Source organism: Moritella sp. 24 (assembly GCF_018219155.1).
Lineage (GTDB): Bacteria > Pseudomonadota > Gammaproteobacteria > Enterobacterales > Moritellaceae > Moritella.
The window spans coordinates 3,757,290-3,783,634 of record NZ_CP056123.1 but is presented as its reverse complement, the minus strand read 5'-3'; the positions used below and the strand labels follow the sequence as shown (position 1 = coordinate 3,783,634).

At 39.9% G+C, this 26,345-nt stretch carries 20 protein-coding genes; 12 read left to right on the top strand and 8 right to left on the bottom strand.

What is annotated here, in order from left to right:
• Positions 1 to 7 precede the first annotated feature (7 nt).
• Entirely contained in the window at positions 8 to 586 is a 579-nt protein-coding gene (gene rimJ / locus HWV00_RS16815) for a ribosomal protein S5-alanine N-acetyltransferase (RefSeq protein WP_211683195.1), read from the top strand.
• A 63-nt stretch (positions 587 to 649) separates the two neighbouring features.
• Here rimJ and HWV00_RS16810 read toward each other — a convergent pair whose 3' ends face one another.
• The 4 genes from HWV00_RS16810 to rdgC form a co-directional block, all read right to left on the bottom strand.
• On the bottom strand, positions 650 to 913 hold the full coding sequence (locus HWV00_RS16810) for a YfhL family 4Fe-4S dicluster ferredoxin (RefSeq protein WP_211683194.1): 264 nt from the start codon (positions 911 to 913) through the stop codon (positions 650 to 652).
• Between the two features lie 23 nt (positions 914 to 936).
• Entirely contained in the window at positions 937 to 2,301 is a 1,365-nt protein-coding gene (gene yegQ, locus HWV00_RS16805; RefSeq protein WP_211683191.1) for a tRNA 5-hydroxyuridine modification protein YegQ, read from the bottom strand.
• A gap of 226 nt (positions 2,302 to 2,527) precedes the next feature.
• Positions 2,528 to 3,643 carry a Na/Pi cotransporter family protein gene (locus HWV00_RS16800; RefSeq protein WP_370630523.1) on the bottom strand — a complete coding sequence of 372 codons (1,116 nt, stop codon included), beginning with the start codon at positions 3,641 to 3,643 and terminating at the stop codon, positions 2,528 to 2,530.
• 644 nt (positions 3,644 to 4,287) lie between these two features.
• Entirely contained in the window at positions 4,288 to 5,202 is a 915-nt protein-coding gene (rdgC, locus tag HWV00_RS16795; RefSeq protein WP_211683187.1) for a recombination-associated protein RdgC, read from the bottom strand.
• Between the two features lie 397 nt (positions 5,203 to 5,599).
• On the opposite strand from rdgC, the gene phoB reads away from it, so the two are divergent.
• The 4 genes from phoB to HWV00_RS16775 all read left to right on the top strand — a co-directional run bounded on the left by phoB (position 5,600) and on the right by HWV00_RS16775 (position 10,657).
• The gene (gene phoB, locus HWV00_RS16790) at positions 5,600 to 6,286 is read left to right on the top strand and encodes a phosphate regulon transcriptional regulator PhoB (RefSeq protein ID WP_211683184.1); all 687 of its coding nucleotides are present in this window, start codon (positions 5,600 to 5,602) and stop codon (positions 6,284 to 6,286) included.
• Positions 6,287 to 6,308: 22 nt separating this feature from the next.
• Entirely contained in the window at positions 6,309 to 7,607 is a 1,299-nt protein-coding gene (gene phoR / locus HWV00_RS16785; protein WP_211683182.1) for a phosphate regulon sensor histidine kinase PhoR, read from the top strand.
• Between the two features lie 267 nt (positions 7,608 to 7,874).
• Positions 7,875 to 8,852, top strand: coding sequence for a PstS family phosphate ABC transporter substrate-binding protein (locus tag HWV00_RS16780; protein WP_211683180.1), 978 nt, complete (start codon positions 7,875 to 7,877; stop codon positions 8,850 to 8,852).
• Between the two features lie 344 nt (positions 8,853 to 9,196).
• The gene (locus tag HWV00_RS16775; protein WP_211683178.1) at positions 9,197 to 10,657 is read left to right on the top strand and encodes a NarK family nitrate/nitrite MFS transporter; all 1,461 of its coding nucleotides are present in this window, start codon (positions 9,197 to 9,199) and stop codon (positions 10,655 to 10,657) included.
• A gap of 175 nt (positions 10,658 to 10,832) precedes the next feature.
• Here the strand turns inward: HWV00_RS16775 and HWV00_RS16770 are convergent, their stop codons facing one another.
• Positions 10,833 to 11,336: a glycine cleavage system protein R gene (locus tag HWV00_RS16770; RefSeq protein ID WP_211683175.1), complete on the bottom strand. Its 504-nt coding sequence runs from the start codon at positions 11,334 to 11,336 to the stop codon at positions 10,833 to 10,835.
• A gap of 241 nt (positions 11,337 to 11,577) precedes the next feature.
• Between HWV00_RS16770 and HWV00_RS16765 the strand changes: the two genes are divergently transcribed.
• The 7 genes from HWV00_RS16765 (at position 11,578) to HWV00_RS16735 (ending at position 21,798) form a co-directional block, all read left to right on the top strand.
• Positions 11,578 to 13,788, top strand: a complete 2,211-nt coding sequence (locus HWV00_RS16765) for an ABC transporter permease subunit (protein WP_211683173.1) — start codon at positions 11,578 to 11,580, stop codon at positions 13,786 to 13,788.
• 27 nt (positions 13,789 to 13,815) lie between these two features.
• Positions 13,816 to 15,462 carry a phosphate ABC transporter permease PstA gene (gene pstA, locus HWV00_RS16760; protein ID WP_211683171.1) on the top strand — a complete coding sequence of 549 codons (1,647 nt, stop codon included), beginning with the start codon at positions 13,816 to 13,818 and terminating at the stop codon, positions 15,460 to 15,462.
• Between the two features lie 78 nt (positions 15,463 to 15,540).
• Positions 15,541 to 16,359, top strand: coding sequence for a phosphate ABC transporter ATP-binding protein PstB (pstB, locus tag HWV00_RS16755; protein WP_211683169.1), 819 nt, complete (start codon positions 15,541 to 15,543; stop codon positions 16,357 to 16,359).
• Positions 16,360 to 16,436: 77 nt separating this feature from the next.
• Positions 16,437 to 17,144, top strand: coding sequence for a phosphate signaling complex protein PhoU (gene phoU / locus HWV00_RS16750; RefSeq protein WP_211683167.1), 708 nt, complete (start codon positions 16,437 to 16,439; stop codon positions 17,142 to 17,144).
• A 200-nt stretch (positions 17,145 to 17,344) separates the two neighbouring features.
• The gene (locus HWV00_RS16745; protein ID WP_211683165.1) at positions 17,345 to 18,253 is read left to right on the top strand and encodes an alpha/beta fold hydrolase; all 909 of its coding nucleotides are present in this window, start codon (positions 17,345 to 17,347) and stop codon (positions 18,251 to 18,253) included.
• Positions 18,254 to 18,501: 248 nt separating this feature from the next.
• Entirely contained in the window at positions 18,502 to 20,118 is a 1,617-nt protein-coding gene (gene aceB / locus HWV00_RS16740; protein ID WP_211683163.1) for a malate synthase A, read from the top strand.
• Positions 20,119 to 20,202: 84 nt separating this feature from the next.
• Positions 20,203 to 21,798 (top strand): isocitrate lyase, encoded by a 1,596-nt coding sequence (locus HWV00_RS16735; RefSeq protein WP_211683161.1) that lies wholly within the window; start codon positions 20,203 to 20,205, stop codon positions 21,796 to 21,798.
• A gap of 139 nt (positions 21,799 to 21,937) precedes the next feature.
• Here the strand turns inward: HWV00_RS16735 and HWV00_RS16730 are convergent, their stop codons facing one another.
• From HWV00_RS16730 to HWV00_RS16720, 3 genes are read right to left on the bottom strand one after another with little or no spacing between them, the layout of a single operon-like run.
• Positions 21,938 to 22,750, bottom strand: coding sequence for a slipin family protein (locus HWV00_RS16730; protein WP_211683159.1), 813 nt, complete (start codon positions 22,748 to 22,750; stop codon positions 21,938 to 21,940).
• Positions 22,731 to 24,254, bottom strand: coding sequence for a nodulation protein NfeD (locus HWV00_RS16725; protein ID WP_211683157.1), 1,524 nt, complete (start codon positions 24,252 to 24,254; stop codon positions 22,731 to 22,733). The genes HWV00_RS16730 and HWV00_RS16725 overlap by 20 nt, the downstream gene beginning before the upstream one ends.
• Positions 24,255 to 24,305: 51 nt before the next feature.
• Positions 24,306 to 26,006 carry a methyl-accepting chemotaxis protein gene (locus tag HWV00_RS16720; RefSeq protein WP_211683155.1) on the bottom strand — a complete coding sequence of 567 codons (1,701 nt, stop codon included), beginning with the start codon at positions 26,004 to 26,006 and terminating at the stop codon, positions 24,306 to 24,308.
• Between the last annotated feature and the right edge of the window lie 339 nt (positions 26,007 to 26,345).

Below are 26,345 nucleotides of genomic sequence, written 5' to 3'. Positions count from 1 at the left end.
GTGTTGGATGTCATCAAAATTTCCGCAATTTGTAACAAACCGTTTAGTTATCCGTATGGCGGTGGCGCGTGATGCCGAGTTACTACGTCAGTATTATCTACGCAATCAGAGCCATTTAGCACCTTGGGAACCCACTAGAAGTGATGCTTATTACACGTTACGTTGGTGGTTACTCCGCATAGATCAGATTCATACAGAGTTTAATGATGCTAGCGCCATCAATTTTATTGCGATGACCCCAGATCAATCTGAAATTGTTGCTGTGGCTAATTTCAGTAATATTATTCAAGGTGTCTTTAAATCATGCTACCTCGGGTATTCAATTTCAAAGGAGTATGAAGGGCAGGGCTTGATGGTCGAGTTTTTGCAATGTGCTCTGGACTTTATGTATACAAATGTAGGACTAAACCGGGTGATGGCGAACTATATTCCAGAGAATGAACGCAGTGGTGCATTATTACAAAGGCTGGGATTTGAACGTGAAGGTTATGCGCGGAAATATCTTAAAATTGCAGGGTGTTGGCAAGATCATGTATTAACGGCTTTATTACAAGAAGATTGGTTATACCGTACTGCAAGGGGCTGATAGATAAATAAAAAGGCGAGTAATTACTCGCCTTTTTGGTATTGATGCGACAGCGTTATTTACTTAGCGTGCTGCCTTTGTCGCGTCTTGGATCATCACAAATTTTTCCCATAATGTTTCCTCTTTTTCTACATTATCCGGATCGGTAATAATGCAGTTAATCGGGCAAACAGTCTTACAGGTCGGTTTATCATAATGACCAACGCATTCAGTGCATAATAGCGGGTCTATTTCATAAATCTTTGCGCCAAATGTAATTGCGCCATTCGGACATTCCGGATCGCACATATCACAGTTAATACACTTATCATTAATTAATAATGCCATAAGGTTACTTCTATCCTAATGGATTATTTATGCGGATTACGAGTATCTTCGCTATTGGCAAAGTTACGCATCAGTAGCGCGTGATCTAGTGTTACTTCTTCAGGTACTGGTAAGTAAACAATGTGGCCAGAACCTGGTGCGTATTCCATTGACTCGCCTTTACGGTTTTCTAATTCTTCAAGTTTGAAGGTTAGGTTACCTTGTGGTGTCATTAATTCTAGTGAATCACCCACTAGGAATTTATTTTTAACAATGACTTCAGCAAGACCTTTATCGTTACGGCCATTGAATTCACCAACAAACTGCTGTGTTTCACTGATCGAGTAACCGTAATCGTAGTTCTGGTATGCATCGTGTGTATGACGGCTTAAGAAACCCTCTGTGTAACCACGGTGTGCAAGGTGTTCTAGTGAACGCAATAGTGATGGATCAAAGTCACGGCCTGCAACTGCATCATTAATCGCTTGCTTATATACTTGTGCAGTACGTGCACAGTAGTAGAACGATTTAGTACGACCTTCAATTTTTAATGAATGTACGCCCATTTTAGTTAGACGCTCAACGTGTTGGATAGCACGTAGGTCTTTTGAGTTCATGATGTAAGTACCATGCTCATCTTCAAATGCAGGCATATATTCATTTGGACGACCTTGCTCTTGTAATAAGAAGATTTGGTCAGTCGGTTTACCTTCGCCTAACGTCGGCTCTGGCGATTCCGGAATATAGATTTCTGGTTCAGTAGCAACAATATCACCAGTTTCATTTTCGGTAGCATCATGTGCATCGTATTTCCAACGGCATGAATTAGTGCATGAACCTTGATTTGGATCTCGTTTGTTAATGTAACCAGACAATAGGCAACGACCAGAGTAAGCCATGCATAATGCACCGTGTACAAAAACTTCTATTTCCATGTCAGGGCAGTGGAAACGAATGTCTTCAATTTCATCAAGTGATAGTTCACGAGACAAGATCACACGTTTAATACCTTGCGTGTACCAGAATTTTACAGTTGCCCAGTTTACAGCGTTTGCTTGTACTGAAAGGTGAATAACCATATCTGGGAAAGCTTCACGTACCATCATGATCAGACCTGGATCAGACATGATAATTGCATCTGGCTTCATTGCGATGATAGGTGTTAAATCACGGATGAAGGTTTTTAACTTTGAGTTATGAGGTTGGATATTACAAACCACATAGAATTGTTTACCAAGTGCGTGTGCTTCATTGATACCAATTGCTAAGTTTTCTAAGCTAAATTCGTTGTTACGTACACGTAGGCTATAACGTGGTTGGCCAGCGTAAACAGCATCGGCACCGTAAGCGAAAGCATAGCGCATGTTCTTTAGTGAACCTGCAGGGGAAAGTAATTCTGGAGTAAACATTTCAACCTCAATTTGTGTCTGAGTTCAAGTCAGGGAATACCCTAAGGGCATCAAGGTTCGCGATTCTACGCGTTGGTATGTGATGTGACATTGATCTAGATCATGCTTTATTCGAAGAGGATATTGCAAAGGGGGCTTACTTTAATGCAGATACAAAAAAGCTCAGAACAAGTCTGAGCTTTTAAATATGATGGCTAATTATTTACAGTCATCATTTATGCTTTGTTTAGTTAAACACAATCATCAGACCAGGTAGTGCGAAGAATGCGCCCACTACATAACCAAAAGCGATGAATTTATTTTCAGTACCTTGGCGTGCTAGTGCTTCTGCACACTTAATTGGAATCTCACGTAATGCTGGGATACCGTAGATAAGTGCAACAGCGAATACGTTAAACATAACGTGCACCAGCGCAATCGTCATTGCTACTTCTGCGAACTCACCGCTGATAGATGTTGCTGCAAGTAATGCTGTAATCGTCGTACCGATATTCGCACCCAAAGTGAATGGGAAGATTTGACGGGTTGTAAATACACCACTGCCTGCTAATGGAATCATCAAGCTTGTTGTTGTTGATGATGACTGCACCATTACTGTTACCGCTGTACCAGATAGGATACCACTTACAGGGCCACGACCGATTGCACCGTGTAATACTGCTTTAGCACGACCAACCATTACTGATTTCAATACTTTACCTAGGAAGGTAACAGAGAAACCAATCATGAAGATACCGATGAATACCATTACTAGACCTGCTGTATTACCTTCAATTGGTAATGCACTAGCGAGTTCTTTAATTTGGTTTACCGCAGGTTTTGTTAACGGTTTAATGAAGTTGAATTCTTTAATGCTTAAGCTGCTGCCGCCAACAAAGAAATCTGCTAGGAAGGTAGCCATTTTTTCAAGGATACCAAATGCAATTTCTAGTGGTAGGAAGATAGCTACCGCAAGTAAGTTAAAGAAGTCATGTACTGTTGCTGCACTAAATGCACGTTGGAATTCTTGTTTGTCACGAATATGACCCATGCTTACGAACGTATTTGTAATCGTCGTACCCATGTTTGCACCCATTACCATCGGGATTGCAATTGAAATTGGCAGGCCGCCAGCAACAAGACCAACAATTACTGATGTAACTGTACTTGAAGACTGTACTAATGCTGTTACTAGGATACCCAATAATAAAGCTACGAATGGGTTAGTTGCGAAAGCGAAAATTTGTTCTGCACCAGCACTACCACCGGAGAACATTTTAAAGCCTCCACTTACTGTAGATACTGCTACTAATACGAAGTATACCAATGCGGCTACACTTACCCAGCTGAATACTTTTTGCATTGTGCTTGGGTTCAATTCATTTGCTTCGTTGTTTTTCATCTCTAGGTACCGTTTTATCTGTCGCTCTTGACAGATTTGCTTCAGTTAGTTGACGAGAGGGATTAGAACAAACTTGTGTGACAGAAATATTACAGTGATTTTTTAATGTCATAAAAAATACGCATTAATATTTAAGGTGCTGTTTTTGAATGTTTATTTGTTATCGTTTATTTTCAATGTTTATTGTTGAACGTTATAAATTGTAGCTTAAATCGGCGGTTTATGACTCTTTTAGCACCTTGAAATAGCAATTGTGACACTCTTGTCATGTTAATTATGCGGATTGAAGGGGGAAATACAGAGTTTAAATGAGTAATTCAAACGAAAGTTTAGGTATAAATGGGGCTGGCAGGAGATTAATACTGAAGATAGAAGATAGAAGATAGAAGATAGAAGATAGAAGATAGAAGATAGAAGATAGAAGATAGAAGATAGAAGATAGAAGATAGAAGATAGAAGATAGAAGATAGAAGATAGAAGATAGAAGATAGAAGATAGAAGATAGAAGATAGAAGATAGAAGATAGAAGATAGAAGATAGAAGATAGAAGATAGAAGAAGTATGCAGCATACCTGAGGAGATATGCTGCATAATAAGAGTGCTATTTATTTAGCACTTGCTTCTTCACCACCTAGAGCAGTGATTAGGTCTGGAATGAAGCGCATTAACTCGCCGGTCATCAAAGCAAAGTCAGCATCAAATTTCGCCGCGTAGTCATCAGTGGCTACATCGTCGTTTTGCTCTCTAATAAGATCGCTGAATTTAAGACGCTTTACAGACATGTCTTCACCCAGTAAGAAAGAAAGCGATTCGCTCCAGTCTAGGGCCAACTTAGTCACCAATTTATCAGCATTAAGGTGATGTTGGATCTCTTCACTGGTTAAGTCTTGTTCTTTACAACGGATAATACCACCGTGTTCAAGTGCAGAGCGTAATTCAGCTTCGTCACCTAATTCAAACCCCGGAGCTGCACTGCCGTTATTTAGCCATTCTGTCATGGTTACATCTGCTGGCGTCGTTAAGGCAACAGGAACAACAGGTAAGCTACCAACGCATTTACGTAATAAAGCAATTAAGTCTTCGGCCTTTTTTGCACTTGATGCATCAACGACTAATAAATCTTGCGAAGGACAGATCCAAGCAAAAGTTTGACTGCTACGTGGGAATGCACGTGGTAGTAACTGATGAACGATGTCTTCTTTTAATGCGTCTTTTTCTTTTTTCTTTAGACCACGGCCTTGTTCTGCTTCAATCGTGTCTACTTTTTCTTGTAGCATGTCTTTCACAACAGATGCTGGTAGTACGCGATCTTCTTTTTTAGCACAGACAAGTATGTTATCTGCGATGCCGTGTGTTAACGCTTGGCCTGATTTACCCAGTGGTTTGATCCAGCCGAACTTTGATAAATCTTGACTACCGCAAGGGGTAAACGGGAAGTCCGCTAACTTGGTTTCAAGTTGTTCAATATCTAGTTCGAATGGACGAGTGAAACGATAAATTAGTAAGTTTTTAAACCACATTATAGCAGGACCTTGGTATCAACTGTTTGGATAACCAGTATACTCAAGGAGGTTGGAAATACAAGTTTGGCTCTGCTTAAGCGTATACTTATCAAAATCTTAATTTAAGCAGTGTGAACGTTATTGATTTTTATAATGAGCTTATTATAAGTATGTTTTAGTTATTAAAATCATTGTTTTAATTAAATACTATATTTATATGCAATTCATGACATTTGTTCGATGTGAAATGTATTTTTAATAAAAAATTCATTGGTGTAATAATTCTGAAACATATTGAGCTGATAATCTCTTTCAGTTAAAGTCGAAAGATAAATGGGTCTTTCATCATTAAAATATAAATCTTTTGCTGACTGGGTACAGTTAATAAAGGGATGAATAGTAAAGGATATTTAAAGTGTCTAAGCGAATTTTAGTAGTTGAAGATGAATTAGCGATCCGTGAAATGCTGTGTTTTGCATTAGAGCAGAAAGGATTCGATGTTATTGAAGCTGGGGATTATGACGAAGCGGTAGAGCGACTTGTCGAACCTTATCCTAATTTAATCTTATTAGATTGGATGCTACCGGGTGGTAGCGGCATTAAATATATTAAACATTTAAAGTCTCAACCACATTTATCATCGATTCCTGTTGTGATGTTAACTGCGCGTGGCGAAGAGGAAGATAAAGTTAAAGGATTGGAAGTAGGGGCAGATGATTACATCACTAAACCATTTTCACCAAAAGAGTTAATAGCACGATTAAACGCAGTAATGCGTCGTGTTGCGCCGATGACACAAGATTCAGTGATTGATATTAGTGGCCTACAGCTTGATCCTGTTGCTCACCGTGTATCAGCGAATGATACTGTGATTGATATCGGTCCAACAGAGTTTAAATTATTGCACTTTTTTATGACACATCCAGAGCGTGTATATAGCAGAGAGCAGTTATTAGATAATGTTTGGGGTATGAATGTGTATGTCGAAGATCGTACGGTTGATGTGCATATCCGTCGTCTGCGTAAAGCATTAACACCGAGCGAGCATGATAAATATGTACAAACAGTTCGTGGTGCAGGTTATCGCTTTTCGATACGTTAATCATTAGAGTTGAAGTTTCAATATGAATAAGACGAACGTTTTTGTCAGTGGCTTATGGCGACTGATTTATTGGTATATTCCGTTTTTTCTTGTTGGTTTAGTTATTGATAACATAACATTAAGCTTACTCATTGCGACAGCAATACATGTTGTTTGGCTATACCGAAGTCAGTATATATTGCATAAATGGTTGTGGGTCGGACGCAGTGCCACTCCGCCCGAAGGTAAAGGCAGTTGGGAATCTATTTTTAATGGTATCTATCGTTTACAGCGTAGGCATAAGCGTAAACGTAAAGAATTACGTATTGTAATCCGTCGTTTTCGTGAAGGTGCAGAAGCGATGCCGGATGCGGTTGTCGCGTTAGATACCGATTACTCTATTATGTGGTGTAATAAATTAGCGCAGCAAATGATTGGATTAAAGTGGCCGGAAGATGCGAATCAGCATATTGGTAACTTGATCCGAACACCGGACTTTATTCAGTACCTGAATTCCAAAGAGTATCAAGAGCCGTTAGAGATCACATCGCCTGTTCATAATGCCAAAACATTAGAAATTCGTGTGATGGCTTATACTGACGATCAATCAATGCTGGTGGCGCGTGATGTTACTGAGTTACGTCAGCTTGAACAAGTAAGGCGTAATTTTATGGGGAATGTATCTCATGAATTACGTACCCCACTGACAGTATTAAAGGGTTACCTTGAAATGCTTGAACCTGATGAGTCGGATAAAATGTTTGCCCGTGCACATAAGGTGATGTCAGAGCAAACTGCACGAATGGATTCTTTAGTTAATCAGTTATTAGCGTTATCGCGTATTGAAGCTGCGCAAGCAGTCGATTTTGAAAAACAAGTCGATATACCCTTTATGTTGTCGATGCTAGAGCAAGAAGTCTTAATTTTAGGCGCCGATAAAGCGCTCACTGTCGAATTCAATATTGAGCATGGTTTATTTGCGCTTGGTGATGAATCACAATTACGCAGTGCTGTATCTAACTTGATTTATAATGCGGTGCGTTATACACCTGAAAACGGCACTGTTGTCGTGGAATGGAAAAAAACATCGGTAGGTGGCTTATTTAGCGTGACAGATAATGGTGACGGTATTTCTGCTGAACATTTACATCATTTAACTGAACGTTTTTATCGTGTCGATGATGCACGTTCGCGTGACTCTGGTGGTTCTGGTATTGGTCTGTCGATCGTGAAACATGTATTAACGAACCATGACAGCTTGTTGCAAATTAAAAGTAAGATTGACAAAGGTAGTTGCTTTAGTTTCTCGTTACCACAGGTTGTACGTATTAAACGTCATTAAAATACTATTATTTAGTGTCGTTATTAGCCCATCCTAATTGTGATGGGCTTTTTTTTGTCGAGAATTTAGCGGCTATTTGTCATTAATGCTGTTTTATTTGTAATAAATTGTGCACTGTCATCAAACCGTCATGTTTCATTCATATTATTGTCATCACTTTATTGAATACTTGTAGTCACAGAAACGAGATACAAAGTTATTATCTACAAAAGTTATTATCTGTAGTCCATAGAGACGCAATAAAAAATTATACTTGGAGAAGTAAAAATGAATATTAAACAAATTGTTGTAGCATTAGGGATTTCAATGACAGCAATCGCTTCACAAAGCGCATTTGCAGCAGGTCTAGACCCTAAATTACCAGAATATCAAAAAGTAAGTGGTATCTCAGGTAACCTATCTACAGTTGGTTCAGATACATTAGCAAACATGATGACGTTGTGGGCTGAAGAATTCAAACATACTTACCCAAGTGTAAATGTACAAATTCAAGCGGCTGGTTCTTCTACTGCACCACCTGCTTTAACTGAAGGTACTTCACAGTTCGGTCCGATGAGCCGTAAAATGAAGTCGAAAGAAATTGAAGCGTTTGAAAAACGTTACGGTTACAAGCCTACTGCAATCCGTGTTGCAATCGATGCGCTAGCAGTATTCGTACATAAAGATAACCCAATTAAAGGTTTAAGCATTGCAGATGTTGATGCAATTTTCTCAAGCACACTAAAATGTGGTGAGAGTAACCGTGTTGAACGTTGGGGTGAGCTAGGTCTAGAAGGTTCTTGGGCTGAGCGTGATGTTCAATTATTTGGTCGTAACTCAGTATCAGGTACTTACGGTTACTTTAAGAAAAAAGCACTTTGTAAAGGTGACTTCAAAAACAACGTAAATGAGCAACCTGGTTCAGCATCTGTTGTACAGTCTGTATCATCATCACTAAATGCAATCGGTTACTCAGGTATCGGTTATAAGACATCGGGTGTACGTGCTGTAGCATTATCTAAAAAAGGTACTAACTACATCGATGCAACACTAGATAACGCGGCGTCAGGTAAATACCCACTGTCTCGCTACCTATATGTTTACATCAACAAGAACCCAAACAAAGCATTATCACCAATGCAAACTGAGTTCCTAAAATTGATGTTATCAAAACAAGGTCAAAAGATTGTAGCTAAAGATGGTTATATCCCACTGCCTAACTCAGTAACATCAAAAGACCTTAAGAAAGCGGGTATTACTCTGTAATATTCCAACTTAAAGCAAGTTATCCAAAGCCCGCTAAATAGCGGGCTTTTTGCTTTCTGACATAATACAAACTAGTCTAAATCGTTAAGAATCCTTTTGATGAATAGGTATATTTCGTTTATATCTGAATTTAGATGCATTGCTCGTAAAGTGATACATTGCTCACATTTAGTCACCATCTTGGTGCAAACTTTTCCCTTTAGGTCTATTAGATGTTTACGGTTTTATCTTAAGTTGTTGATATTTAATGTGTTAACTTTGTTTTATCAAGTTGGCCTTAGTATTGCTTTACTCTAGGTAAGATAAAATTTTTAAACTTTGTTTATATATTAGAGGGATTTTTTATGGGGCAGGAAAAATTTAATATATTGTCTTTTACAGGGAAGATGAAAGTATTACATCTCTCGTGGATGGCTTTCTTTATTACGTTTGTTGTTTGGTTTAATGCTGCGCCTTTGATGCTTGCGATTAAAGATAGCTTGGGATTAACCACTGAAGAAGTGAAAACGTTACTTATTCTTAATGTGGCCTTAACGATCCCGGCACGGGTGATTATAGGCATGTTAACCGATAAATATGGCCCTCGGATAGTTTACTCTACGTTATTGGCTGTCTGTTCAATTCCATGTTTCATGTTTGCGTTGGCGACGACATTTGAACAATTGGCAATAGCACGTTTTATGATGGGCTTAATTGGTGCTGGCTTTGTTGTTGGTATTCGTATTGTGAGTGAGTGGTTTCCAGCAAACGAGCTAGGTACGGCCGAAGGCGTATACGGCGGTTGGGGTAACTTTGGTTCTGCCGTTGCTGCATTTACATTACCGACTGTTGCACTCTTATTTGGTGGTCCTGATGGCTGGCGTTATGCAATCGCAATTACAGGTGCGATGAGTTTAGCATTCAGTTTTGTGTATTATTTTAATGTGACAGATACACCGAAAGGTGCGACTTATTTCCGCCCGAAAAAAGGCGGTGCAATGGAAGTAACAAGTAAAGGTGATTTCTTTTTACTTGTATTCATGAAACTGCCAATGTATTTAACGTTATGTTTACTGGCTTGGAAATTATTGCAAATCGGTATGTTTACCGAAACAATTACAGATTCAGTTTATCTTGGTTTAGGCGTGCTATATATATTTGACGTCTGGAAAACTTACCAAGTAAACCGCGATGTATTTGTTAAAAAAGTACCTGAAATAGAACGTTATAAGTTTAAACAGGTTGCTGTACTTAACGTATTATACTTTTCGACATTTGGTTCTGAATTAGCGGTTGTTTCTATGTTGCCACTATTTTTTGCGGAAACATTCGGACTGGGTATGGCAGAAGCGGGAATGGTTGCGGCCTCTTATGCGTTCATGAACTTAATGTCTCGTCCTGGTGGCGGTTGGATTAGTGATCGCTTTGGTCGTAAGAAAACGTTACTTATTCTCACTGCAGGTTTAGCTGTTGGTTATTATGCGATGTCACAAATCACGTCTGAATGGTCATTACCGTTAGCAATTGCAGCTGCAATGGCGTGTTCATTCTTCGTGCAAGCAGGTGAAGGCGCGGTATTTGCTGCGGTACCATTAATCAAACGTCGTTTAACTGGCCAGATCGCGGGTATGACGGGAGCGTATGGTAACGTGGGAGCGGTGTTTTACTTAACGCTTTACTCTATCGTATCAACACAAGTATTCTTCTACGCAATTGCAATTACTGCCATTGTAGGCTTTCTGGCGTTATTATTAATGGAAGAGCCGAAGGGTCACATTGCTGAAGTGGATGAAGACGGTAAAGTAACCTTAATTAATGTGTCATAAACGGGTTAATGATAAGAATATACTTAGGTATGTTTTATGAAGACTATCTGATTGGTTATGCTTTGTAGAAATAGTATGACTGGTTGATGACAACTCGTTTTGTTCTAATACGGCGTCATTATCATTGATTGGTAATGGCGCCGTTTTTGTATCGGTATTATTCGTCCGATAAATATTATGCTTCAGTCATTTCGGCTTCAAGTGTTGCTGATATTTGAGTTAATTCCATATTAAATTTATCATAATCAAGATTATCTGGCAGGGCTAATTTTAGCTTGGCATAAAATTGATTATTATCTGATTGCCATAAATCTTTACAGTGAGTCGTGATTGCTTTTAATTCAATGTCGTTTTGTGTCAGTACTTTAGATACTTCGTTAATGATACCTGGACGATCAACATCTTGAATAATAAGACAAGGTGATTTGTGCCATATGTTTTGATTTTTTCCCTCAGCAAAACTGATGGTTAGGCCTGGAATGAGGCTCAATGCTTCACATAAATCACGGTAATATTCATCTTCGACTGAAATTTGTAAAATGCCTGCAAACTGTCCTGCTAGCTCACTCATATTACTTGCTAACCAATTGCCCTTATGTTCGGCGACGACACGCGATAAATTATTTATGAGACCTGATTTGTCATCACCAATAAGCGTTACGATAAGTTGTTTAAGCATTACTAAGCCCTATGTAAGAAATTCGATGTAAAACATTTCGTTTTAACATTTATTATCACTCAATATGATGCGCCATATCATATGCAAAGAGCACCAATAAATATAGGCTACTTCGCTAAATATCTGTGTTTCGTCGAGCTAATCTGGAATATATTTAGCAGAGTTGAGAGATGTCATATAACTGTCACAAATATTACATATAATCCGATTGTGATTAATTACAGCTAAATACGAGGAAGAGATGGCTGAACAGTTTTCTTTAACGATTGCGGGCTCTCGCAAACGCTTACTTAAAGATAAACTCGCAGAATATGGAATTAAAATGGGCGGTGGTGTTGTACTGATGACACTGTTGTTAATATTTTTCTATTTACTGTATGTAGTTTATCCGGTTTTTGAATCTGCGAAGGTAGAGTCTAAAGCACAATACAGTCAGTCTTTTGCTGGTAATACTTATGCATTAGCGATGGAAGAGCAAAATGAAATTGCTTACCGTTATAGTGACTTAGGCATTAACTTCTTTAACACTCAAGATCCTAACGTTGAGTTAATGCAATTTGCATTACCACAGCAAGCTGCGTCGTTTGGTCAAGCTGGCCCAACATCAGCATCTGTCGTTTTTGGTTTTAACGATGGTACTGCATTAGTTGCAGCAGCGGATTTTGATATCACTTATCCTAATGATAAGCGTGTTATCACACCTCAAATTAAGTTTCCATTTGGTGATCAACCAATTGAAATTGATAGCCAAGGTAAACCGCTACATAAAATTGCCATCGAAGTTGAAGGCGAAGATGCAGCTATTGTTGCTGTAACAGCGGATCACCGTGGTGTATTACTGCGTTATGTTGCTGAAGAAAACTTCATGACGGAAGAGCTTGAATGGAGCAGTGAAATTATTGAGCTGCCATCAATGCCAACGGATGTAGAACAAATTCTGTTAACACCTAACTTCCGCTTTATCTTTATGCGCAGTGGTAATAAATTATCTATCTATGATATTCGTGATACGGATGATATCTCGATTGTTGAAGTATTAGATATTAATGAAAAACAACAAAATGTTACTCAGATTGCATTGTTAACTGGCGCAAGCTCATTGCTTGTAGCTAACGATAACGGTGTCGTGAGTCAATGGTTTGAAGTTGCGAAAGATGGTGAACGTAAGTTTACTAAAATTCGTCAATTTGATGCGCAAGCAAGTGTGACTGATATTACGACAGAGTTTTCGCGTAAAGGTTTCATGACTATTGGCGCGGATAATAACTTAAGTATTTTCCATACGACAGGTGAAACAACGCTATTACATGAGAACCTTAATATGGGTTCACTGGAGCATGTCGCAATTTCTCCTCGTGCGAATGCTTTTATCGTTGAATCAGAACAAGGTATTGGTTTTTATAAGCTAACGAATGAGCATCCTGAAGTAACATGGAGCGCATTATGGCAAGAAGTTTGGTACGAAGGTTATCCTGAATCGGATTACATTTGGCAGTCAACATCTGCATCTGATGACTTCGAACCAAAGCTAAGCCTAGTGCCAATTACATTCGGTACGATTAAAGCAGCATTTTATGCGATGTTATTTGCGGTGCCAATCGCGGTAGCAGGTGCTATTTATACTGCTTACTTCATGAACTCTGGTTTACGTAAAGTAATTAAACCAACAGTTGAAATCATGGAAGCGTTACCAACGGTAATTTTAGGTTTCCTTGCTGGTCTATGGTTAGCCCCGTTTGTAGAAATGCATTTACCCGGCGTCATGATGATCGCGGTGCTCTTACCATTCTCAGCCGTACTCGTCGCTGCAATTTGGCACTTCTTACCGCAGTCGTTTGTTAACCGTGTCCCACAGGGTGCGCATGTAATTATCTTATTGCCTGTGTTATTGCTTGTTGGTTACTTATCAGTATTAGCAAGCCCGTTTGTAGAAGACCTCGTATTTGATGGTGATGCACGTGCTTATATCAATGATATCTTTGGTTTCGACCAACGTAACTCACTGATTGTTGGTATTGCGATGGGTTTTGCGGTTATTCCGACTATCTTCTCGATTGCTGAAGATGCCATTTTCAGTGTACCAAAGCACTTAACGCAAGGTTCGTTGGCATTGGGTGCGACAAGTTGGCAGACGCTGGTTAAAGTTGTATTACTTACTGCAAGTCCTGGTATTTTCTCGGCAGTCATGATGGGCTTAGGCCGTGCGGTTGGCGAAACAATGATTGTATTAATGGCCACAGGTAACACGCCTGTAATGGACTTTAATATCTTCTCTGGTATGAGAACATTGGCAGCAAATATTGCCGTTGAAATGCCTGAATCAGAAGTGGGTAGTTCACATTACCGCGTACTGTTCTTAGCAGCATTCGTCCTCTTTATTCTGACGTTTGTATTCAATACGATTGCAGAATACGTAAGACAGCGTTTACGTGAAAAATACAGCGCGATTTAATCTAAGGCTTGTAAGTAGGATATTAAAATGAAAAATTGGTTTCGCTCAGGATCGCCTTGGATATGGATGACAGGTGGTGCTGTAAGTATAAGTTTGATTGCAGTTCTTGGTTTGTTAATGTTGATCGCATGGCGTGGTCTAACGTACTTCTGGCCAAGTGAGATTCATGAATTTAATGTGCAGTTAGAAGACGGTTCAAATCGTGTTGTTATTGGTGAAATTTACGACCGTGAAGTTGTGCCAATTCAACGCTTACTTGAAGCGGGTGTAAAGATTGACCCAACGCTAGAAACGGTTGAGCGTATCTTAGTTAAAACGGGTAACCGCGAATATGTTGATTTAGATTTCAGCTGGTTATTGGGTACGGCAATCACGCAGCAATCAACACCTGCTGCAGTGGCTGTATTCGAACGTTTTACGAATGGTAACTTTTATGGCTACCCGATTGCTGTCGAAGAAGATGGGGTGAAAAAAACCTTAACTTCTGCGGAGCAATTGGAAGTTTTGATTGAACGTGCCGTTGCACTAAACGATAAAGCGCAAGATCTACAGAAAGGCGAAATCAGTTCGGTTAACTATGAATTAGAGCGTATTCGCTTAAAATTACGTAGTTATGAATTAAAAGGTGAACTGACTAGCGAAATTGAAACGAAATATAGCAAGATCTCTGAAGGACTGCGTGCTGAATATCAAATTCATGAAGCGCAATTATTCAGTTATCGTGACCAAGCTAATCGTGATGCAGTTATCGTTAAAGACATGCGCGGCGAAGAAGTGCGTATTCCATTAGCAAATGTGCTTGAAGTAACATACCCGAACAACATGGGTATTGTGAGTAAAATCACGCATTGGTTTGGCAATATGGGTAGCTTCGTAACAAGCGACCCACGTGAAGCAAATACAGAAGGTGGTGTGTTCCCGGCAATCTTCGGTACTATCTTCATGGTGATGTTGATGGCTGTTATTGTAACTCCGCTAGGTGTGGTTGCAGCGATTTACTTACACGAGTATGCACCGAAAAATGGTCTAACGAAAATGATCCGTATTGCGGTGATTAATCTCGCTGGTGTACCATCAATTGTATACGGTGTATTTGGTCTAGGCTTCTTTGTTTACATGCTCGGTGGTTCAATTGATGAATTGTTCTACCCTGAATCATCACCGTCACCGGTATTTGGTTCGCCAGGTGTATTGTGGTCGGCATTAACATTGGCTATTTTAACGTTGCCTGTTGTGATTGTATCAACGGAAGAAGGCTTATCGCGTATTCCGACATCATTACGTCAAGGTTCGCTAGCACTGGGTGCGACGAAGTTTGAAACGTTATGGCGTATTATTGTGCCAATGGCAAGTCCGGCTATTATGACTGGTCTTATTCTTGCGGTTGCACGTGCAGCGGGTGAAGTTGCTCCCTTGATGCTGGTGGGTGTTGTTAAATTAGCACCGACATTACCTGTTGATATGAACTTCCCGTATATTCACGTTGAACGTAAGTTCATGCACTTAGGTTTCCACATTTATGATGTTGGTTTCCAGAGTCCAAACGTAGAAGCGGCACGACCATTAGTTTATGCCACGTCGTTCTTGTTAGTAACGGTTATTATCGGACTAAACTTAACGGCAATTGGTGTGCGTAACCATTTACGCGAAAAATTCAAAAATTTAGAACTATAGACCTCTAACTGATTCGTTAGGTTGTAGATTTAGAAATGGAAAGCAGCTGCTAAAGTGGCTGCTTCAATAGGAAAGAAAATGATTGATATGAGTTCAAATGTTACTGATGCAGTAAGCCTAGATGTTAATAACTTATCACCAGAAGACACGGCATTAGAAATTAAAAATTTAGACTTATTTTATGGCGACAAACAGGCATTGTTTGATGTAAGTATGAAAATACCGAAAAAACAAGTCACCGCTTTCATTGGCCCGTCAGGTTGTGGTAAATCAACACTATTACGTTGTATTAACCGCATGAATGATTTAGTTGATATCTGTCATATTAAAGGCGATATTAACTTACACGATAAAAATATTTATGACCGTGATGTTGATGTTGCAACACTACGTCGTAATGTTGGTATGGTGTTCCAGCGTCCTAATCCATTCCCTAAATCGATTTATGAAAATGTGATTTATGGTTTACGTTTACAGGGTATCAATGACAAACGTCGTTTAGATGAAGCGGTTGAATCATCATTGCGTGGTGCAGCTATCTGGGACGAAGTAAAAGACCGTTTACATGATAATGCATTTGGCTTATCTGGTGGTCAGCAACAACGTCTTGTTATTGCGCGTGCGATTGCTATTGAACCAGAGATTTTATTGCTTGATGAACCTACATCGGCACTGGATCCTATCTCGACATTGGTTATTGAAGAACTGATCACAGAGTTGAAGAAAAAATTCACCGTTGTGATTGTAACGCACAATATGCAACAAGCAGCGCGTGTATCAGACCATACTGCATTTATGTATATGGGCAAGCTTGTTGAGTATGCAGATACAAATACACTATTTACCACACCCGCTAAAAAGCAGACAGAAGATTATATTACGGGTAAATACGGTTAATTTAAGGCTCTTTTGTATTTGATAAAGAGTTTGGATTTCATAAAGAATTAGCGTCAAGACGCAGGCAAGGACAACACATGGATAATTTAACATTAGGTCGTCATATTTCTGGCCAATTTAATGCAGAGTTAGAAAGCATCCGTAATCAAGTAATGGTGATGGGTGGGTTAGTTGAAGAACAACTGAATTCAGCAATTGAAGTATTATCATCACAAGATATTGAGACTGCGAATAAGATCATCGATACTGATAAAAGCGTTAACTCAATGGAAGTTGCGATTGATGAGTCTTGCACGCGTATTATTGCGAAGCGTCAACCAGCGGCAAGTGATTTACGCTTAGTGATGGCGATTATTAAAACCATTACTGACTTAGAGCGCATTGGTGATGTTGCAGACCGTATTGCACGTACTGTGATTGAGAACCGTAACAAGAAGTCACCACCACTTGTAAGCATGGAAAATCTAGGCCGTCATACGGTTAAAATGTTACATGACGTGCTTGACGCATTTGCGCGTATGGATGTTGATGCTGCATTTAAAGTATATCAAGAAGACGTTAAAGTTGACCGTGAATACGAAAGTATTATTCGTGAACTAATGACATACATGATGGAAGATCCACGTTCAATTCCACAAGTGCTTAATGTACTTTGGTGTGCGCGTGCACTAGAACGTGTTGGTGACCGTTGTCAGAATATTTCTGAATACATCATTTACTTTGTTAAAGGTAAAGATATTCGTCATATTAATCATGATGAAGTAAAAGATTTACTTAATAAGTAATTATTTAAAGCACACCTTTGAATAATAAATATTAGCCCTGCTTATCAATTGATAAACAGGGCTTTTTTGTGTATCACACATCCTCAATATTTGATTTGTCATGAATAGCATTTCGACTTTATTTTGCTTTACAAGTCTTGCCATCATGCGACTATATTAGGCATTAACGTGATCTTGTATTAATTGAAAAGGATAGAGTGATGCATTCTGTATTGACGGCAGCAGATGGCCGAGAAATAAAATTATTTGCTTGGTTGCCTAAGCAGGAAGTTCGTCACGTGATGGTATTAAGTCACGGTATGGCAGAGCATATTCAACGATATAAAGCTTTTGCGCAGGCATGTAACGCAGCTGGAATTGCCGTTTATGGTGCGAATCATCGTGGGCATGGTAATGATGCGCCTGTATTAGGCCATTATGCAGATGATAATGGTTGGCACAAAGTCATTACTGATTTAGATCTTATTATTGACGATGTTGCTAAACGTCATACTGTACCGCTGGTATTATTTGGCCACAGCATGGGGTCTTTCATCGCCCAGCAATATGCCATTTTACACGGTAATAAATTGAATGGTTTGGTACTCAGTGGTTCTAATTACCAACATCCAATTATGTACAAGCTGGCAACTTTGGTCAGTAAAATTGAAAAAATGCGTATTGGAGCTAGATCGCCAAGTCGTTTTTTAGATTTCGTCTCGTTTGGTGCCTTTAATAGTAAATTTAAACCAACACGAACAGCATCAGATTGGTTAAGTCGAGATCCTGTTCAAGTCGATAAGTACTTGAATGATGGTTATTGTGGTTTTCCGTGCAGTCCACAATTTTGGTTGGATTTTATGTCGGGACTTATTACGATTAGTCAAAAATCAGAAATAGCAAAAATACCAAATCAATTACCGATTTATATTTTTAGTGGCGACAAAGATCCCGTCGGTCTTCAAGGTAAAGGTGTTTTAGCATTAGAACAACATATAACTAACAATGGCTGTGTTCAGGTGCAATGTAAACTTTATTCCGGTGGTCGTCATGAAATGTTAAATGAATCTAACTCTAATGAGGTGTTTAGCGATGTAACAGACTGGGTTATATCAAAATGTAAGGTCTAAATGTACATTTAAAAGCTTCATTTGAAAGCTCGTTTCGCTTCAGATTTATTTGATTTTTATGAAAGCGAAACGTGATTAATTGACACTGTGTCATTAATGTGAAATGTGTTGCATTTATTGCGAAGATGTTGCAATGTGTAGGTCGAGAGAGCAATTCGTACAGATGTTTTAAACAACCGAAGGTAATGTTTTTATTACTAACGGATAATGAATTGTGGCCAATACATATATTTCAACGGAGTGAAGCTATGACTGCCAATACCCAGTCTAATGAAACCGGTTCTCTGGTTTTCCATGGGGAAATCAACGAAGAACAACAACAGATCTTAAACCCTGCAGCAGTTGCGTTGTTGACTGAGCTAGTCGAGAAGTTCGCTCCTCAAGTTGATGAGTTACTTAGCCAGCGTGTGAAAAAACAAGCACGTATGGATGCGGGTGATTTACCAGACTTTTTACCTGAAACGGCTCATATCCGTGAAGGTGATTGGAAAATTCAAGGTATCCCTGCAAAACTTCAAGACCGTCGCGTTGAAATTACTGGTCCAGTTGACCGTAAAATGGTGATTAATGCACTAAACGCACGCGTTAAAGTATTTATGGCTGATTTTGAAGATTCATTCGCGCCAACGTGGGGCGGTGTATTAGATGGTCAAGTTAACTTACGTGATGCCGTGAATGGTACGATTGAATATACCAACCCTGCAAACGGTAAACACTATACGTTAGATGAAGATCCCGCGACACTTATCTGTCGTGTACGTGGCTTACATCTACCAGAAAAACACATTACCTTTAACGGTAAAATTGTACCGGGTTGTTTAGTTGATTTTGCACTTTTCTTCTCTAATAACTACGAAGAATTATTAGCAAAAGGCGCTGGCCCTTACTTCTACGTACCTAAACTACAAAGTCATCATGAATCAAAATGGTGGAGTGAAGTATTTAGCTATGCTGAAGACAAAGTAAATCTAGATCGCGGTACAATTAAAGCAACACTACTAATCGAAACTATCCCTGCTGTATTTGAAATGGAAGAAATTCTATATAGCATGAAAGAGCACATTGTTGCACTTAACTGCGGCCGTTGGGATTACATCTTTAGCTACATTAAAACACTGCGTAAGCATGCTGACCGTGTATTACCAGATCGTCACTCAGTTACGATGGATAAAACCTTCCTTAGCGCTTATTCACGTTTATTAATCAAAACGTGTCATAAACGTGGTGCGCTTGCTATGGGTGGCATGGCTGCATTTATTCCAGCTAAAACAGCGGAAGAAAACGATAAAGTATTAACGAAAGTGACCGCTGATAAAACGTTAGAAGGCCAAAACGGTCATGACGGTACTTGGGTTGCTCACCCTGGATTAGCTGATACTGCTATGGGTGTAATGAACGAATACATCGGTGAAGGTAACGCTAACCAAATTCATGTTTTACGTGAAGGTGATGCACCAGTAACGGCTGCTGAACTACTACAACCGTGTGCTGGCGAACGTACTGAAACGGGCATGCGTTTAAATATCCGTATTGGTGTTCGCTATTTAGAAGCGTGGATCTCAGGTAATGGTTGTGTACCTATCTACGGTCTAATGGAAGATGCTGCAACAGCTGAAATCTCTCGCGCATCAATTTGGCAGTGGATCCAACACGGTAAAACATTAAGCAACGGTAAAGTTGTAACAAAAGAATTATTCTGCGAATTGCTACAAGAAGAATTGGTAGTTATTCGTAATGAAGAAATTGGGGCTGAAACTTATGACCAAGGTCGTTTTGCTGAAGCGTCTAAATTGTTTGAAGAGTTAACAATCAGTGATCACCTTGCTGAATTCTTAACGCTTCCTGGTTACGATTTCTTAGATTAGAAATTTTTGGAATAGGGCGGGATTAGCTTATCTCGTCGTGTTCTTGTTGTATCAAGTATTAAAATAATTATTAAGGGAATAAAAATGTCTATATACAAAAATGATATCGATTCAATTGCTACACTGAAAGCAGAACAAGGTTCTAAATGGGCTGCAATTAGCCCTGAATATGCTGCACGTATGCGTGCGCAAAACCGTTTCAAAACAGGCCTAGAAGTTGCGCAATACACAGCTGACATTATGCGCGCTGATATGGAAAACTACGATAATGATTCTTCATTGTACACGCAGTCTTTAGGTTGCTGGCATGGTTTTATCGGTCAACAAAAAATGATTTCTATTAAGAAACATTTTGAGAACAACACTGACCGTCGTTATCTTTACCTTTCTGGTTGGATGGTCGCTGCACTACGCTCTGAATTTGGTCCACTACCAGACCAATCAATGCATGAAAAAACATCTGTTGCTGCATTAATTGAAGAACTATACACATTCCTTCGTCAAGCTGATGCACGTGAACTAGGCGGTTTATTCCGTGAACTAGACGCTGCAAAAGAAGCGGGCGATTCAGCTAAAGTAGCTGATACACAAGACAAGATTGACAATCACGTGACGCACGTTGTGCCAATCATTGCAGATATCGATGCTGGTTTTGGTAACGCAGAAGCAACTTACCTACTTGCTAAGAAAATGATTGAAGCCGGTGCATGTTGTATCCAAATCGAAAACCAAGTATCTGATGAAAAACAATGTGGTCACCAAGATGGTAAAGTAACGGTTCCACATGAAGATTTCCTTGCGAAAATCAATGCTGTTCGTTACGCATTCCTAGAGCTAGGTATCGATAATGGTGTGATTGTTGCGCGTACAGATTCACTAGGCGCAGGTCTAACAAAACAAATCGCTGTAACAAGTGAACCAGGTGATCTTGGTGACCAATATAACTCATTCCTTGATTGTGATGAGATCTCAGAAGCAGAGCTAGGCAATGGCGATGTAATTCTGAAGAAAGACGGTAAATTATTACGTCCTAAACGTCTGCCAAGTAACTTGTTCCAATTCAAAGAAGGTACGGGTGAAGCTCGTTGTATCCTTGATTGCATTACATCGCTACAAGGCGGCGCTGACTTATTATGGATTGAAACTGAGAAGCCACACGTTGGTCAAATCGGTGCAATGGTAAATGAAATCCGTAAAGTAGTACCGAATGCGAAACTAGTTTACAACAACTCACCATCATTCAACTGGACGCTTAACTTCCGTCAACAGATCTTTGATATCATGGTTGAAGCAGGTCAAGATGTTGCAGCGTATGATCGTGCAGACCTAATGAACGAGAAATACGATAGCACAGAATTAGCAATCCAAGCTGATGAGAAGATCCGTACATTCCAAGCTGATTCAGCACGTGAAGCGGGTATTTTCCATCATCTAATCACACTACCGACTTACCATACAGCTGCGCTATCAACTGATAACCTAGCGAAAGAGTACTTCGGTGATGAAGGTATGCTGGGTTACGTTAAAGGTGTTCAACGTAAAGAAATTCGTCAATCAATTGCATGTGTTAAGCACCAAAACATGGCTGGTTCTGATATGGGCGATGACCATAAAGAATACTTCGCTGGTGATGCTGCACTGAAAGCAGGCGGTAAAGACAACACGATGAACCAGTTCTAATTTAGCGCTTCATTGAAAATCTTACTTATCAGTTAAAATAAGTGAATATGAAAAAACCAGCTTCGGCTGGTTTTTTGCGTTTGGGTGTAGCAAAGAGAGGAATCTTTCCTACCCCCCTTAAAGTGCAGGGGTGGGGAGATCACTCATCATTCTCTGTGTTATTCCCCGTTTTATTCTCTGCTTTAGCTTTTTTACCAGGCATTAGGTTCGCGAGTAATTCTGTAGGCATTGGAAATAAGATCGTTGAGTTTTTCTCACTGGCGATCTCGGTTAAGGTTTGCAAATAGCGCAGTAGAATTGCATTTGGTTCTTGGGCTAGTTTACCTGCTGCTTCGACCAGTTTCTCAGAGGCTTCCATCTCCCCTGAGGCATGAATGACTTTTGCCCGTCGGGTTCTTTCTGCTTCAGCTTGTCGGGCAATGGCCCTAATCATGGTTTCGTTTAAATCAATGTGCTTTATTTCGACATTGGATACCTTGATCCCCCAACCATCTGTTCGTGAATCTAAGATTGCTTGAATATCGACATTGAGCATCTCTCTGTTCGCTAACATTTCATCTAATTCATGTTGGCCTAATACTGAACGTAATGTGGTTTGTGCTAGCTGTGAAGTGGCTTGTAGGAAGTTTTCGACATTGATAATGGCTTTTTGTGAATCTATGACACGAAAATAAATGACAGCATTAACACGGACAGAGACATTATCGCGGCTGATCACATCCTGACTGGGTACATCCATTACTACTGTTCGTAAATCAACTCGCACCATCTGTTGTACTATGGGTATCACGATGATCAAACCGGGTCCTTTTACCTTCTCAAAACGTCCAAGGAAAAATATCACCCCACGTTCATATTCTCGTAGGATCCGAAACATGCTGATAACTAACAGGAGCAATAAAAAGATAATGGCTCCCGTAAATAACATACCGCTATTGAGGATTGCTTGCATCGTTAACCTCCAATTCTGTCATTGGCAATAGGATTAGGGTTAAACCATCAATGCCATTTATTTCTACGACTTGTCCTGCGAGTAATTGTTGTGGGCAGTAGGCTGACCAACGTTCACCTTTTACCTCAACATAGCCCTGGCCAATAAAGCCGGTAGCAATCGTTATTTCAGTACCAATTAATGCTTCTTTACCGCTGACAACTTTGTTTTTGCGAATGTCCCATAAATAGCCAAATATAAAAATAAAAAACAGCAGTGAAACGACGGCAAGGGCAGCAATTAATTGAAGTGATACTTGAAATTGCGGTAAGTCTGTATCAAATAAAAAGATGGAACCGAGTGTGAAAGCGACAAGACCACCGAGCCCAAAAATACCCACACTTGGTGACATTGATTCCGCGATGAGCAAGACAATACCCAGTAATAATAATGCGAGACCGGCGTAATCAAGGGGTAAAAGCTGAAAAGCATACATTGCAATAAATAAAGATATTGAACCTGTCACCCCTGCGATACCCACTCCTGGGGAATAAAACTCGAGTAGGATGCCATACACGCCAATTAACATGAGGATATAAGCAATGTTTGGGTCGGTGATGGTTCCAATAAAGTTACTGCGCCAATTGGGTTGACGTAGCTCCAGTGGATTGTGAGTTAATGTGAGTAGCCGTTGTTGCTGTTTAATTGTCACGAGTGTTCCATCAAGCTGCCGCATTAAATGTTGTGGTGACTGTGCTAATAGATTAATAACATTTTTATCCAGCGCTTCGATTGCGGTGAGAGTCGCAGCTTCTGTCACCGCCAATTCAGCCCATTCGACATTACGCTTACGCAGTTGTGCTAATGAGCGGATATAGGCAACGGCATCATTGAGTACTTTTTTTTCCATGGCTGTTTTTTCGGTCGCGTGTGGCTCAGATTTAGTTGGCGTTGATTGTTGACCTTTGGTGTTTGAATCAGGCTCTCCAGGTTGATCATCAGCGTTTTTATCGGGATTTGGAGATGGTTGATAAGGGCTTGCGGGTTTCTTGTCACCAGAAGGTAATGGATTACCGATACTCACTGGGGTGGCAGCACCTAATGTGGTGGTGGTTGCCATTGCCGCAATATGGCATGCATAGAGGATATAGGTACCCGCGCTTGCGGCCCTTGCGCCGGGAGGGTGAACGAGACAGGCGATGGGAATATTTGAGTTCAAGATTGCTTGATTTATATCTCGTAAGCTAGAGACTAAACCTCCAGGAGTATCGATGGTAATGATGATTAACGGTGGTGTTGAATGGTCATTATTACTTGATTCAGTATCAGTAGGGTTGTTTGCTCGACTAATTTCACTGGTTAGGTAATGGCTGACAGCAGGACCTATAGCCCCTTTAATCGTTAAGACGGGGACTGGAATACCGACTTCGCTGGTGACCGCATTTGAAGGTTCGGTTAGGTTAGCATGTAGCATACTGCTGTAGATCAACAGCATACCTATCAACCAATAATACATAGGTAACATCTCACAATAATGCTACCTATATTTTAGCTCATTAATGGCTTGGTTGCGTCGTTATGCTAGCTTGAATTGACGTAACAAGTGCTCTAATTGTTCACCTGCTGTAGATAAGTCCGTTGAAACTAATGTTGTTTCATGACTCGATGCCAGTAATTGGGCTACAACATCTCTAATATTCACCATGTTACGGTTTATCTCATCGGTTACTGAGCTTTGCTCTGTTGCCGCAGTGGCAATATGGTTTGTCATATCATTAATTGCGTCAACAGCATCTGTCACCGCGGATAAACTGCCGCTGATTTCAGTTGATGACTGCATGACATGGACGCTGGTTGCTTGGCTGGTTTTCATGGCGCTCACAGCTTGGGCTACAAATTGATGCAGACCATCAAGCATGACCTTAATTTCCAATGTACTGTCTTGAGTTCGGCTTGCTAAACTACGTACTTCATCTGCGACCACGGCAAATCCACGGCCTTGTTCACCGGCTCTGGCGGCTTCAATTGCGGCATTAAGGGCAAGTAGATTGGTTTGCTCGGCAATAGCACCAATTACTTGCAAGACGTGGTCAATCTTCTGTGACTGTTCATGTAAGGAGCTCATGTGACCGCTCGCTTGTTCAACTTCATCTACCAATGCGGTAATGGCTGTATTCGATGTACTGACATTATCTTGTGCTAATAAAGAGTCCTGCGTCGCGACCTGTGTTGCATCTGAGACTTGTATTACGTTCTCGGCAACGTCATTGGCAGTTGTATTCATTTCGGTTACAGCGGTAACCACTTGATCTGTTTCATTATTGTGAATTGTTAATTGTTCGGTGGTTTTTTGAGTTTGTTGACTAAGGCTACTTGCTGAATTTGATACTTGGTGGCTAACATCGGCGACTGCGCTGATAATATGCTGTAATTTAGAGGTAAAGCGATTGAATGCACGGCCAAGTTGGGCTATTTCGTCGCAGCCTTCGACATCTAATCGACGTGTTAAATCACCTTCACCGTCAGCAATATCATTGAGTGTATTGAGCATTTCATTAATTGGTTTTGCTAAGCGTTTCGCAATCCAAAGCATAATGAGGCTGGTAAGTATCACGAGTGCAATAGCGCTACCTATCGCTAAATTCATTTGAGTATAAAGCTGCTGCCATGCGGATTGGCTAAATATGGCAGAATCTTTGGCTATATCATCAATGTAGACGCCTGTACCGATAAACCAGTCAGTATTAGCGATTGGCGCGGCATAACTTAATTTGGGTTGTAAGGTATCAGTACCGGGTTTAGGGTACACATATTCTACAAATCCACCTTCTGATTGGCTTGCTTTGATGAGTTCTTGAATAAGGAATACACCGTTTTTGTCTTGTAGGCTGAATCTGTTTTTCCCCTGATTATTTTCGTTACTTGCATCGGCAATGTTATAGCCCTTACTGTCGTAAATGAAGAAGTAACCAAGGTTGTTATCACCATAACGAGCGTGCTTTAGAATAGCGCGAACATTTGTTAGTGTTTGCTGTTGAGTGTTGTGGATCGCGGCTGACTCTGTGATTTCTCGCTGCACTATTTTTTGGGTGATTTTAACCGCATCACTGATTTGTTTCTGACGTTCGTTTCGTAGAAGTGAATCATGGTTATTGATCATGTTTGTAACCACGTCAGCCTGTAAATTAGCGATAATGGTTAATGTAACTAATAGCGAAATAATCATGGGAACTATGGCAATAAGTACTAATTTATTCTGCATTCTTAAGTTATTCATGACCTAACCTTATGATTCATTAAAGATAACGACCTGTCTTATTAGGTCATTTTTTTATTCATTTTTATATATCTCCATGTTCAAACTGTTAACTAGATGTTTATTTTTTGTTTTTTTACATTTTATTTATAGCGTTGTTAACGTACTTTTATAGAACACTACGTCAGTTTTATTCAGGCCTGTAGTATCGGGCCTTGAGGCTGTTTTTATCGGAAATAATGAGTGAGTTCATACTACTTTAGGAGGCGTTATTTCTTTTGAAATATAATGTTTTGTTATTTTAATTCTCTGGTAGTTGGTTGCATGTTAAACAGTTGTGGGTATTATGTTTACCTAGTT